We start from the raw sequence: 12,879 nt of genomic DNA on the forward strand, positions 1-12,879 counted from the left end.
CATGAAAGCCGGTCCCTCGCAGGAGGAGATTCGCCGGCACAACCTCGGCACCCTGCTCCGTCATGTGCACATCGGCGGATCCATGTCGCGGGCCGTCCTGGCCGAGCGCATGGGACTCAACCGCAGCACCATCCTGGGACTGGTGAGCGAGCTGGGCTCGGCCGGCCTGGTCCGTGAGGAACTGCCCCGTGACACCGGCAGGGCCGGCCGGCCGTCCCTGGTCGTACGGCCCGAGTCCGACCGCGTGTATGTCCTCGCCTTCGACGTGGGCGTGGACCGGCTGGCCGTCGCGCGCATCGGCCTGGGCGGGGCCTTCCTCGACCACAGGGAGATCCCCGTACTTCCCGGCCGTCGCGACGCCGGCAAGGTGGCCGAGGTCCTCGCCGGCTCCGCGCTGGACATGGTGGGCACGGCACGGCACGGCACCTACTGCGTCGGCGTGGCCGCCGCCGTCCGCGGGATGGTGCGCCGACCCGACGGCCTCGTCCGCGCCGCCCCCTACCTCGGCTGGGAGGACGAGGACTTCGGCGAGGACCTCAGGCGCCGGCTGGGCCTCGGCCTTACCGTCTCGGTGGGTAACGAGGCCAGTCTCGGTGCGCTCGCGGAGCACCTGCGCGGTGCCGGGACCGGCTGCCAGGACCTCGTGTACCTGCATGGCGACATCGGCATCGGCGGCGGTGTCATCACCGGTGGCCAACTCCTGGGCGGTGACAGCGGATACGGCGGCGAGATCGGGCACATGGTCGTCAATCCGCGGAACGGCAGGCCCTGTGGCTGCGGGGCCCGCGGCTGCCTCGAAGCCGAGGCGGGGGAACGCGCCCTGCTGGAGACCGCTCAGCGCGACCCGTCGGCCACCGGCCGGGAAGCGGTACGCGCCGTCGTCGAGGCGGCCGACCGGGGCGACATCACCGCCCGCGCCGCCCTGCACGACGTCGGCGACTGGCTCGGCGTCGGCGTCGCCAACCTGGTCAATGTGCTCAACCCGCGCACGGTCATCTTCGGCGGCACGCTCCGCGAGGTGTTCCTCGGCTCCGCCGCCCAGATCCGCAGCCGTATCAACCGCCTTGCCCTTACGGCCTCCCGCGAGAACCTGCGGCTGCGAGTGGGGGAACTCGGCGACGACGCGGTGCTCGTCGGAGCCGCCGAACTCGCCTTCTCCGAGATCCTGGTCGGCCCTCTGGAGACGCTGGCCCGCGCCGGCGCATAGCCGGTACGGCGACGCGAACGGCACGAGGGCCGTACGCATCAACAGCCCGGCGTGGCTCCCACCCGGCACGCGATCGTGCGCAACCAAGCCAAGCTGCGCCACGGCCCGATGTGCCCAGCGCGGAGTTCCGCGGGACCATGCAGGTGAATCCAACCGTACGTGGATGAGAGGACCCTCATGGGACTTGGTTTCGAAGACCGCACGGCCATCACCGAACTGCTCTCGATGCACGGCCACTTGTTCGACGCCGGAGAGCTGGACCGGCTGGACGAACTGTTCACGGCCGACGTCGTCTACGACGTCAGCGACTTCGGGCAGGAACCCTTCGTGGGAATCAACGCCATCCGGAACGCCTCGCTCGCGCTGGGCGAGGCGAATCCGGTCGGTCATCACATCACGAACGTCGTTCTCACCGAGCTCGCCGACGGCCGGGTACGCGCACTGTCCAAGGGGATCGGCGTCAACGCGGACGGCAGCAGCGGCAGCGCGACGTACGAGGACACGATCGTGCACGGTGACCAGGGCTGGCGCATCAGCCACCGCAAGATCCTCGCACGACGCGTCCCACTGGGCGGCAAGTGACCCCGACGCCCTTCGGACGCCGCCCCCCATGTCACAGACGGCCGGGCTGTCTCGTCCCAGGTACCAGAGACGGATTCTGGGATGTGTGGGATCAGGAAGGTGGGGGTCATGCGGGTGTTCGTGGCAGGCGGGACCGGGGTCCTGGGGCGGCGGCTGGTGCCGCAGCTCCTGGCCGGGGGTCATCAGGTGACGGCTACGACGACGAGCGCGGCCAAGCTGGGCCTGCTGAAGCAGCTGGGCGCGGAGGGCGTCGTGATGGACGGGCTGGACGCGGTGTCGGTCGGTGAGGCGGTGGCCGCGGCCCGGCCGGACGCGATCGTGCACCAGATGACCGGGCTCGCCACCGGCAAGCCCGACATGAGGCACTTCGACCGGTTCTTCGCCACCACCAACCGGCTGCGCACCGAGGGGACGGACCACCTGCTGGCCGCCGCCGAGGCGACCGGTGTGTCCACCTTCGTCGCGCAGAGCTTCGGCAGCTTCAACGGCATCCGCGAGGGCGGCTGGGTGAAGACCGAGGAGGACCCGCTGGACCCGATGACGGGGACGGCGCTGCAACCGATGGTCGAGGCGGTACGCCACCTCGAGGAAGGCGTCGTCAAGGCCGGCGGCGCGGCCCTGCGATACGGCGGGTTCTACGGACCTGGCGCCACCGACGACATGGTCGAGCTCATCAGCAAGCGGAAGTTCCCGCTGGTCGGGCGCGCCACCGGCTACAGCTCGTTCGTGCATGTCGACGACGCGGCGAGGGCCACCGTCCTGGCCGTGGAGCAGCAGGCGAAGGGCGTGTTCAGCATCGTCGACGACGAACCGGCCCCGGCCCGCGAGTGGCTGCCCTACCTGGCGGCGGCCGCGGGCGCGAAGCGGCCGATGCGGGTCCCCAAGTGGCTGGCCAAGCTGCTGGCCGGGGACGTGCCGGTGGTGATGATGATCGAGGGACGTGGCTTCTCCAACGCCAAGGCCAAGCGGGAGCTCGGCTGGGAGCTGCGTTATCCGTCGTGGCGCCAGGGCTTCAAGGAGGGGCTGGCGTGAAAGCGAGTGCCGGGGTGAAGGCGAGTGGCGGCGTGAAGGCGAGTGGCGGCGTGACCCGGGCCGAGGAGTTCGAGGAGCTGCGGCCGCTGCTGTTCTCGATCGCGTACCGGATCCTCGGCAGTGTGAGCGAGGCCGAGGACGCGGTCCAGGAGTCCTGGCTGCGCTACGAGGCCACCCCGACACGGCCCGCGTCGGCCAAGGCCTACCTCTCGGCCGTGGTGACCCGGATCGCGATCGACGTGCTGCGCTCGGCCCGCTCCCGTCGGGAGCAGTACGTCGGGCAGCGGCTCCCCGAGCCACTGCTCACCGACCCCTACGAGGACCCGGCGCGGTCGGCGGAGCTGGCCGACTCGGTGTCGATGGCGGCCCTGTTGCTGCTCGAGCGGCTCAGCCCGCTCGAGCGGGGGGTCTTCGTGCTGCGGGAGGTGTTCGGGTTCGGCTTCCCCGACGTCGCCTCGGCGGTGGGCAGGTCGGAGGCGGCGTGCCGTCAGCTCGCGGTGCGGGCGCGGCGCCACATGGACGCGGGGCGCCCCCGGTTCGAGGCGGACCGCCGGGAGCGGGACGCGCTGGCGGCGCGGTTCTTCGACGCGATCCGGGAAGGCGACCTCGATGGCTTGCGGGAGCTGCTCGCCGCCGATGTCCAGGTGATCGGGGACGGCGGCGGCAAGGCCCCGCAGTTCGCCAGGACCGTATTCGGCGCCGAGAACGTGGCCCGGGTGTTCGCCTCGGCCTTCCCCTGGGTCGTCCGGGTCGGTGTGGAGCTGGAGCCGCACGAGGTGAACGGCCAGCCGGGCGCGATCCTGCGCGACCGGGACGGCAAGGTCCTCAACACCTTGGTCCTTGACGTCCTCGACGGGCGGATCCAGACGATCCGCTCGGTGATCAACCCCGACAAGCTCGGGCACGTGGGTCCGGTGGCGGACGCCTGGGCGATCGACCGCGAGGTGAAGCAGGCCCGCCGCGCCCGGCTCGACCCGTGACCCCGAGTCCGGCCTCGCTCCCGGCCCGCGCCCACCGTTCCGTCGGGTGAGCGCGGGCGGGAGCGCGGGGCTCATGGGCGTGCGGTGAGATAGCCCCCCATGGTGCGGAAGTAGTCGCTCGCCGCGTGCTCCGTGCCGTCCTCCGTGCGGACCCGCTTCACGAGCAGGCCGTGCAGCTGCCCGTTCCTGGCCTGTGCGCCGGCGACGATGACCACGCCGTCGCCCTCGCGGATGAAGATGCGGCCCGGGGTGCCGCCGTAGCGGCCCTGCGAGACCGCGGCCTCGATGATGCGCAGACGCTGACCGCGGTGGTGGGTGAAGGCGTTGGGGTACGGGTCGCACTGGGCGCGCACCAGGCGGTCCAGGTCCTCGGCCGGCCAGCTCCAGTCGATCCGGCTGTCCTCGAGCGACCGCTTGTGGAAGAAGGTCGCCCGGCTGCGGTCCTGCGGTATCCACCGCGCCCGGCCGGAGGCGATCAGGTCGAGCGACTCGCTCACGACCGGCGTGATCAGGTCGACCGTGCGGTGGAACAGGTCGGTGACGGTGTCGGTCGGACCCACCGGAACGGCTCGCTGCAACAGGATGTCGCCCGCGTCCAGTTCGGCGTTCATACGGTGCGCCGTGACACCGACCTCCCGCTCGCCGTTGATCAGCGCCCAGATCAGCGGGGAGAAGCCCGCGTACGCCGGCAGCAGCGAGTCGTGGATGTTGAGCGTGCCGTGCGGAGGGAGGTCGAAGACCTCGGGGGGCAGCACGGTCCGCCAGTTGTTGGCGACGATGAGGTCCGGTTCCGCTTCCCGCAGTGCGGTGAGGAGTTCGGGGTCGTCGGGCCGGTTGCGGAGCAGGACCGGGATGTCGTGCTTCTCGGCGAGATCGGCCACCGAATCGTCCCAGATCTTCTCGTACACGTGGTCGCTCTTGGGGTGGGTCACGGCCATGACCACCTCGTGGTCGGACTCCAGCAGAGCCTGGAGGGTGCGGTGCCCCCAGGTCTGATAGCCGAACATGACGACCCGCATTGTCGATCCTCTCCTAGGACACACCATTGCAAGGTAAGGCTAACCTTATTTAACATCAGTGGCGCCTAGGGGAAGGAAAGTTGCGGTGAACGCACTGCACGACGAACCGGACGCCGTCCACGATGTGATCGGCATAGGTTTTGGGCCGTCAAATCTCGCACTGGCCATCGCGGTTGAGGAACACAACTCCCGAGCCACCGCTGAGAAGCGGATCCGAGCCACGTTCCTGGAACGCCAGCCGTCGTTCGGCTGGCACCGTGGCATGCTCATCGACGACGCGACGATGCAGGTGTCCTTCCTCAAGGACCTTGTCACGATGCGCAATCCGACCAGCGACTTCAGCTTCCTGTGCTTCCTGCGGGAGCGGGGCAGACTCGTGGACTTCCTCAACGCGAAGACCCTCTTCCCGCTGCGGATCGAGTTCCACGAGTACTTCGAGTGGGCGGCCGCCCGGGTCGCGCATCTGGTCGACTACGGCACCGAGGTCGTGTCCGTCGAGCCGGTGACGGCCGAGGACGGGGAGATCCGCTGGTTCGACGTGGTCAGCCGCGTCCCCGGCACCCCGGAGCGCACCGTTGTGCGCAGGGCTCGTAACGTCTCGGTGGCCGTCGGCCTCGAACCCCATCTCCCGCCGGACACCGAGTTGTCGGACCGTATCTGGCACAACAGCGAACTGGTGCCGCGCGTCCGCGAGTTGAACGAGTCCGGCGGGTCCGGCGGCTCCGGCGGGTCCGGCGGCTCCGGCGGCTCCGGCACTTCCGTGGGACGCATCCTGGTCCTCGGTGCCGGTCAGAGCGCCGCCGAGGCGGTGGACTATCTGCACCGGTCCTTCCCCGAGGCGGAGATCTGCGCGATCTTCGCCAAGTACGGGTACACGCCCGCCGACGACAGCCCGTTCGCCAACCGGATCTTCGACCCGGAAGCCGTGGACGTCTACTTCCAGTCGGCGCCGGAGGTGAAGCAGTCCCTGGTCGACTACCACCGCAGCACCAACTACTCGGTGGTCGACATGGATCTGATCGAGTCGCTGTACGCGACCATGTACCGCGAGAAGGTTCAGGGCCACGAGCGCCTGCGGCTGCGCAACGTGTCCCGCATCCGGGACGTACGCCCGCTGGACGACCGCCTGGACGTCACCGTCGAGTACCTTCCCACCGGCGAACGGGAGGTGCTCTCCGCCGATCTGCTCGTCCATGCGACCGGCTACCGGCCCAGAGACCTCGACACGCTCCTCGGCAGGACCTCGAAGCTCTGCCTGCGGGACGACAACGACGCCGTACGCGTGGGACGCGACCACCGGGTCGAGGTCGCACCGGAGGTGACCGCGGGCATCTATCTGCAGGGCGCGACCGAGCACACGCACGGCCTCACCTCCACCCTGCTGTCCACCACCGCCGTGCGCTCCGGCGAGATCCTCGACTCCCTGCTCACCCACCATGCGGGCGACGCGGCCGAGAACATCAACTCCTCAGTCTGAAAGGGCGGTTCATCGTCGTGGAGGACGGCACGCACCCGCGTGCCGTCGGACGGTTCTTGTGGCGGTCCCGTCCATGCCCGCACTGGGCAACACTCATCGACTTAGGGTAGCCTCACCTAGGTTTTTCTCTGGTTTTTCTCTTTGTCCGATCCCGAAGGGGTACGGGTGGGTGCTTCATATCCGTCGGGGCGGGACGTCCTGAGGGACACGGTCCGGGGTCAGCGACGTAACGTCGCGCTCGGCTCTCTCCTCGGTTCCGGGCACCAGATCGGCGAGGCGCTGGTCCCGGTCCTGATCGGTATCGTGATCGACCAGGCCGTCACCGACTCCGACACCGGCGCCCTGTTCCTCTGGCTGGCGATCCTCGCCGTGGTCTATGTGGGACTGGCGTTCAGCTTCCGCATCGGCGCCTGGTCCGGTGAAAAGGCCTCCGTACAGGCCGAGCACTCGCTGCGGATCACTCTCGTACGAAGGGTCCTGGACCCCGGCGGCGGAGCGGAGGAGGGCCGGCTGCCCGGAGCGATGGCCAATATCGCGACCGAGGACGCCAAGCGGGTCGGCGCCGTCAACCTGGCGCTGATGTTCGGCATTTCAGCACTGATGGGCCTGCTCACCTGTGCCGTCGTCCTGCTGCGTACGTCGGTGTTGCTCGGTCTGGTGGTGCTGCTCGGCACACCTGTCCTGCTCTGGCTCGGGCATCTGCTGAGCAAGCCGCTGGAAAGCCGCAGCGAGGCCGAGCAGGAGCGGGCGGCGCACGCCTCGGCCGTGGCCGCCGACCTGGTGGCCGGTCTGCGGATCCTGAAGGGCATCGGCGGCGAGTCGACGGCCATCGCCCGCTACCGCACCACCAGCCGCGACTCCCTGCAAGCGACCTTGCGGGCCGCACGCGCGCAGGCCTTCCAGAACGGCATGGTCCTGGCGCTGACGGGCTGCCTGATCGCCGTCGTGGCGCTCGTCGGTGGCCGGCTGGCCGCCCAAGGCAGCATCAGCCTGGGCCAGTTGGTGTCGGCGGTCGGGCTCGCACTCTTCCTGCTCGGGCCTCTGGAGACGCTCGCCTGGGTCAACGCCGAGTTCGCGCAGGGCCGGGCCTCGGCCGCCCGGATCGCTCAGGTGCTGGCCACGCCGCACTCCGTCACGTCCGGCGGCCAGAGCCTGCCGCAGCAGGTGCGCGGCGCGGTCCGGCTGAGCGGGCTCAGCCATGGCGGGCTGCGCGAGGTGGACCTGGACATCGCACCCGGCGAACTCCTCGGCGTGGTCGCGACCGACCCCGCGCACGCCACCGACCTGCTGCGCTGCCTGTCCCGGCAGACCGACCCCGAAGCCGGAACGGTCGAACTGGACGGCGTGTCCCTGCGCGACCTGGATCCCGCTCAGATGCGTACGGCCCTGCTGGTGGCCGAGCATGACGCGGACCTCTTCGAAGGCACCGTCCGCGACAACGTCACGGCCGCCGTCCTCGCCGGTTCCGAATCCGTCGATCCGGAAGCGGCGATGACGGCGGCCGGGGTGACACAGGTCGCGCAGACCCTGCCGGACGGCGAGGACACCGCGGTCAGTGAGCGCGGCCGGTCCCTTTCGGGCGGGCAGCGCCAACGGGTCGCTCTGGCTCGCGCGTTGGCGGCCGACCGGCCCGTGCTGGTGGTCCACGATCCGACCACCGCGGTCGACACGGTGACCGAGGCACAGATCGCGACCGGCCTGAGGGAGATCCGCAAGGGCCGCACCACGGTGCTCGTGACCACCAGCCCCGCACTGCTCGCGGTCACCGACCGGGTGGTGCTGCTCGACGACGGCCGGATCACCGACACGGCCCCGCACACCGATCTGGTACGCCGTCACGAGGCGTATCGCGCGGCGGTGTTGTCATGAGCGACACCTCGGCGAACGAGAACAACGGGACCAACGGGACCAAGGAAGCAATGACCGCAGCAGGCCCCGATACGGACGAGCAGGCGCCCGACACCCGGGAACTGCTGCCCACCGCGACCGGGGCCCGCACCCGTGCCGCCGTCGGTGAACTGGTGCGTCCGCGTCGCAGCCTGGCTCTCGGCAGCTTCGCTGTGATGGTCGCGGCCACCGGTGTGGGACTGCTCGTCCAGCCGCTGCTTGGCCGCATCGTGGACGTCGTGGCCGAGGGGCGCCCGCCCGGGGACGTGACGGCTCCGGTCGTCCTCCTGGTCCTGGTGGCCCTCGCCCAGGGCGGCACCACCGCGCTGGGCCTGACGCTGGTTTCCCGGCTCGGCGAGACCCTGCTGGCGCAGTTGCGCGAGCGGTTCGTGGAGAAGGCGCTGCGGCTGCCGCTGGAACAGGTGGAGAAGGCGGGCGCGGGAGACCTCACCGCCCGGGTGACCCGGGACGTCTCGGTGGTGGCCGAGGCAGTGCGCAACGCTCTGCCCGAGCTGGCCCGCTCCCTGCTGGCCATCGTGCTGACGCTGGGCGCGATGGCGGCGCTGGACTGGCGTTTCCTGCTCGCGGCCCTCCTCGCGGTGCCCGTCCAGGCGCACACCGCCCGTTGGTACGTACGCAATGCCGTGCCGCTCTATGCCCGTCAGCGCATCGCGACCGGCGCTCAGCAGCAGCAGCTCCTCGACACCATCGCCGGGGCCGGCACGGTGCGGGCGTTCCGGCTGGAGGAGCAGCACACCACGCATGTGACCCGGCGTTCTTCGGCGGCGGTCGAGCTGACGCTGCGCGGAGTGAAGCTGGTGCTGCGGTTCTACAACCGGCTGCACGTGGCCGAGTACACCGGCCTCGCGGCGGTCCTCGTCACCGGGTTCCTGTTGGTGCGCGCCGACTCGGTGTCCATCGGCACCGCGACCGCCGCGGCGCTCTACTTCCACAGTCTGTTCGCGCCGATCAACTCCGCGCTGGTACTGCTCGACGACGCGCAGTCGGCGACCGCCGCGCTCGCCCGGCTGGTCGGGGTCGCCGACCAGCCGGACCCCGAGCCGGAAGAGACGGCGAATCCTCACAAGCGGCGGGAGCCGGGCACGGCGGCGGACGGCACCGTCACCGTGACCGGCATCGACCACGCGTACGAGCCCGGCCGTCCCGTCCTGCACGAGGTGGACCTGACGCTCCGGGCCGGCGAACGCGTGGCCCTGGTCGGTCCGAGCGGCGCGGGCAAGACCACCCTGGCCAAGCTCATCGCGGGCGTGCACGTCCCGACATCCGGCTCGGTGCACCTCAGCGGCGCCGGGGCGTCCGGCAACGGCAAGGGGCTGCCGGTGGCCCTGGTCACGCAGGAGACGCACGTCTTCGCCGGTTCACTCGCGGAGGATCTGCGCCTGGCGCGGGCCGACGCCTCCGACGACGAGCTGCGCACGGCCCTGACCACGGTGGAGGCCCTGGACTGGGTCGAAGCGCTGCCCGAGAGCCTGGACACGGTCGTGGGCGAGGGCGGACACCGCCTCACCCCCGCCCAGGTCCAGCAACTCGCCCTGGCACGGCTCGTGTTGGCGGATCCGCCGGTGGCCGTGCTCGACGAGGCGACGGCCGAGGCCGGGAGCACCGGAGCCCGGCTGCTGGAGCGTGCGGCCGACCGGGCGGTGGACGGCCGCACGGCGCTGGTCGTCGCACATCGCCTCACCCAGGCCGCGGCCGCGGACCGGATCGTCGTCATGGACGGCGGCCGGATCGTGGAGAGCGGCACCCATGACGAGCTGTGCACCGCGGGCGGGACCTACGCCTCCTTGTGGGAGGCCTGGTCCGGTACCCGCAGCACGGCCGATCAGCCCCCCACGCAGCACCATCGTCCCGACACAACCACCATGAAGGACCACTGATGCTCGGCTCTCTCAGAGGTACACGCCTCGCCGCGGCGCTCGTCTCCGCGCTCCTTCTCTTCACCACCGCCACGGCCTGCGGCTCGGGAGACGACTCCGAGGCTGCCGCGGACAAGACGGATTCCGCGAACGGCGCCTTCCCGGTATCCATTGCGCACAAGTACGGCAGCACCTCCATCAAGGCCGAGCCCAAGCGGATCGTCACGGTCGGTCTCACCGACCAGGACGCCGTGCTCGCCCTGGGCAAGGTGCCCGTCGGCACCACCGAGTGGCTCGGCGGCTACAAGGGCGCCATCGGCCCCTGGGCCGCCGACAAGCTGGGCGGCGCGAAGACGCCGACCGTGCTGAAGGACACCGGCACCGGACCGCAGACCGAGAAGATCGCCGCGCTGAAGCCGGACCTGATCCTCGCGGTCTACGGTGGCCTGACCAAGCAGCAGTACGAGACCCTGTCGAAGTTCGCCCCGGTGGTCGCCCAGCCCAAGGAGTACAACGACTTCGGCGTCCCGTGGCAGCAGCAGACCGAGATCATCGGCAAGGCACTCGGCCAGGAGGCGAAGGCGAAGTCGCTCGTCGAAGGCGTCGACGCCGACTTCAAGGCCGCGGCCAAGGAGAACCCGGACTTCGCCGGGGCCAGCGCCGTGATGGCCACCCCGTACGAGGGCATGTTCGTCTTCGGCAGCCAGGACCCCCGCTCCCGGTTGCTCACCGATCTCGGCTTCAAGCTGCCGGCCGACCTGGACAAGGTCATCGGTGACGAGTTCGGCGCCAACATCAGCAAGGAGCGCACCGATCTGCTGGACACCGACGCCCTCGTGTGGATCGTCTCCGACGTGGCCAAGGACGAGGCCAAGCTCAACAAGAACGCCCTCTACGCCGACCTGAAGGTGGCGAAGGAGGACCGTGAGGTGTTCGTCAAGGAGGCGAGCGACTACGGCAACTCCGTCTCCTTCGTGACGGTACTGAGCCTGCCGTACATGCTCGACCGCCTGGTGCCGCAGCTGGCCGCGGCCGTCGACGGCGACACCGCGACGAAGGTGGAGCAGCCGGCGTCCTGAGACACCGGCTGCTCCGAGGAAGCGGAGTTCGACTGCGGGTCCGTTGTGGCTGGTCGCTCCCCCACTCTCGGCTGCGCTCGAGCGGGGGGACCCCCATCGCGGCGGAGCCGCATATCGATACAGACCCGCGCCCCTGAAAGGAAGGCCTGCGGCCCCCTTTCAGGGGCGCGGGTCTGTGTCACAGGCCCGGCCGGCGACGTATGTCGCCACCACCTCGATGTCCCCGATGCGCGACGTATCGACCCTCCGCGGGTCGTCTCCGAGCACGACCAGATCTGCCCGCTTGCCCGGCGTGAGACTGCCCGCGACGGAGTCCCAGTGGCAGGCGAAGGCCCCGCCGACGGTGTACGCACGCAGGGCCTCGTCGACGGTGACGGCCTCGTCCGGACCGATCACCTGCCCCGACTCGGAGGCACGCTCGACCATGAACTGGACGGCCCTGAGCGGCGAACCGTCCGTGACGGGCCGGTCGGAGCTGCCCACCAGCGTGATGCCGTGCTCCAGGAATCCCCTCCCCCGGTACAGCCACGGTGCCCGTTCCTCGCCCATGATCGACGCGTAGTCGTCGCCGAAGTAGCGCAGGAAGTTCGGCTGGACCACGGCGCTCACGCCGAGCCGCGAGAAGCGGGACAGCTGGTCGGGCCGGATCAGTCCGGCGTGTTCGATGCGGTGCCGTGCGCCCGGGCGTGGCCGCAGGTGCTGCGCCCGCTCCAGCGCGTCCAGTGCGACATCGGCCGCCCGGTCGCCGATGGCGTGGACGGCGAGCTGCCAGCCGGCGAGATGACCGTCCACGATCGTTTCGGCGAGCGCCTCCGGGTCGTCCTGCAACTGGCCCGTGTGGTCCAGGCCTTCGTACGGGCTGCTCAGTGCGGCCGTACGCGCCATCATGCCGCCGTCGGTGTAGACCTTCAGCGCGCCCACGGAGAGCCATTCGTCCCCGAACCCGGTGCGCAGACCGAGATCGAGGGCGCGGGGTATGCCGTCGGCCGCGTGCGCGGCGACCGGGTTCAGCCGGTCCGCGGCCACCATGAGCTGCACCCGCAACGGCAACTTGCCCTGATCCCGGGCCAGTTGATAGGCGCCCAGCTCGACCGGGCTGTGGCCGAACAGGGCGCCGCCGATGCCCGCCTCGGCGCAGGCCGTCACCCCCTCGGCCAGACAGACCCGGGCCGCGCGCCCGATCGCGTCCGCCAGCTCCTGCTGTGAGTACGGCAGTCGCAGCGCCCGTGCGGCTCCCATGGCGCCCTCGGCGAGGAAGCCGTCCTCGTGCGGGACGTGGTCGGGCAGCAGGTCCAGGACAGCGGTGTTGACCACACAGCCGTGTCCGGAGTCGTGCAGCATGTACACCTTGCGCCCCTCGCTGACCTTGTCCAGCTCGGTGGCGGTCAGATGGCGGCCGAGGGCCCGCTGGTCGTACCCCACGAGATGTGCCCAGCCGCCGGGCGGCGTTCCCGCCACGGCCGCGGCGACGACAGAGAGGACGTCCTCGGCCGAGGTGCACGGTGCCACGCTCGGTGTGGCGGCCTTGAAGCCGGTCCAGGCCAGGTGCACATGGCTGTCGATGAACCCGGGCAGCACGGTGGCGCCCTGAAGATCGACCACCCGGCGCGCGGGCAGGGAGGTCACCGCCTCGTCCAGACCCACGATCCGGCCCTGCCAGATGCCCAGATCATGGGCGACGGGATGGTCCGGGTCCATGGTCAGGATGTGCGCGTTCGTGAGTCTGGTGCTGAGCATCG

The 12,879-nt window shown here is 70.5% G+C and carries 10 protein-coding genes; 8 read left to right on the forward strand and 2 right to left on the reverse strand.

Annotation, left to right across the window (positions count from 1 at the left end; translation table 11 throughout):
* Position 1: 1 nt before the first annotated feature.
* The 4 genes from G5C60_RS08710 to G5C60_RS08725 all read left to right on the forward strand — a co-directional run bounded on the left by G5C60_RS08710 (position 2) and on the right by G5C60_RS08725 (position 3,801).
* A complete protein-coding gene (locus G5C60_RS08710) occupies positions 2 to 1,207 on the forward strand; it encodes an ROK family protein (RefSeq protein WP_165256455.1) in 1,206 nt (401 codons plus the stop codon).
* A gap of 177 nt (positions 1,208 to 1,384) precedes the next feature.
* Positions 1,385 to 1,789, forward strand: a complete 405-nt coding sequence (locus G5C60_RS08715; RefSeq protein ID WP_165256457.1) for a nuclear transport factor 2 family protein — start codon at positions 1,385 to 1,387, stop codon at positions 1,787 to 1,789.
* A 108-nt stretch (positions 1,790 to 1,897) separates the two neighbouring features.
* Positions 1,898 to 2,821 (forward strand): NAD-dependent epimerase/dehydratase family protein, encoded by a 924-nt coding sequence (locus G5C60_RS08720; RefSeq protein WP_165256459.1) that lies wholly within the window; start codon positions 1,898 to 1,900, stop codon positions 2,819 to 2,821.
* A 50-nt stretch (positions 2,822 to 2,871) separates the two neighbouring features.
* On the forward strand, positions 2,872 to 3,801 hold the full coding sequence (locus G5C60_RS08725; RefSeq protein WP_165256517.1) for an RNA polymerase sigma-70 factor: 930 nt from the start codon (positions 2,872 to 2,874) through the stop codon (positions 3,799 to 3,801).
* 71 nt (positions 3,802 to 3,872) lie between these two features.
* On the opposite strand, the gene G5C60_RS08730 is transcribed toward G5C60_RS08725, so the two are convergent.
* Positions 3,873 to 4,820, reverse strand: a complete 948-nt coding sequence (locus G5C60_RS08730; RefSeq protein ID WP_165256461.1) for a methionyl-tRNA formyltransferase — start codon at positions 4,818 to 4,820, stop codon at positions 3,873 to 3,875.
* A gap of 85 nt (positions 4,821 to 4,905) precedes the next feature.
* On the opposite strand from G5C60_RS08730, the gene G5C60_RS08735 reads away from it, so the two are divergent.
* The 4 genes from G5C60_RS08735 to G5C60_RS08750 all read left to right on the forward strand — a co-directional run bounded on the left by G5C60_RS08735 (position 4,906) and on the right by G5C60_RS08750 (position 11,140).
* Positions 4,906 to 6,297 (forward strand): SidA/IucD/PvdA family monooxygenase, encoded by a 1,392-nt coding sequence (locus tag G5C60_RS08735; protein ID WP_165256463.1) that lies wholly within the window; start codon positions 4,906 to 4,908, stop codon positions 6,295 to 6,297.
* Positions 6,298 to 6,462: 165 nt separating this feature from the next.
* Positions 6,463 to 8,166 (forward strand): ABC transporter transmembrane domain-containing protein, encoded by a 1,704-nt coding sequence (locus tag G5C60_RS08740; RefSeq protein ID WP_165256465.1) that lies wholly within the window; start codon positions 6,463 to 6,465, stop codon positions 8,164 to 8,166.
* A gap of 50 nt (positions 8,167 to 8,216) precedes the next feature.
* The gene (locus tag G5C60_RS08745; protein ID WP_206439262.1) at positions 8,217 to 10,082 is read left to right on the forward strand and encodes an ABC transporter ATP-binding protein; all 1,866 of its coding nucleotides are present in this window, start codon (positions 8,217 to 8,219) and stop codon (positions 10,080 to 10,082) included.
* Complete coding sequence (locus tag G5C60_RS08750; protein ID WP_165256469.1) at positions 10,082 to 11,140, forward strand: iron-siderophore ABC transporter substrate-binding protein; 1,059 nt, start codon at positions 10,082 to 10,084, stop codon at positions 11,138 to 11,140. The genes G5C60_RS08745 and G5C60_RS08750 overlap by 1 nt, the downstream gene beginning before the upstream one ends.
* 159 nt (positions 11,141 to 11,299) lie before the next feature.
* On the opposite strand, the gene G5C60_RS08755 is transcribed toward G5C60_RS08750, so the two are convergent.
* On the reverse strand, positions 11,300 to 12,877 hold the full coding sequence (locus G5C60_RS08755; RefSeq protein WP_165256471.1) for an amidohydrolase: 1,578 nt from the start codon (positions 12,875 to 12,877) through the stop codon (positions 11,300 to 11,302).
* Positions 12,878 to 12,879 lie beyond the last annotated feature (2 nt).

The sequence above is a fragment of the Streptomyces scabichelini genome (assembly GCF_011045015.1).
Classification (GTDB): domain Bacteria; phylum Actinomycetota; class Actinomycetes; order Streptomycetales; family Streptomycetaceae; genus Streptomyces; species Streptomyces scabichelini.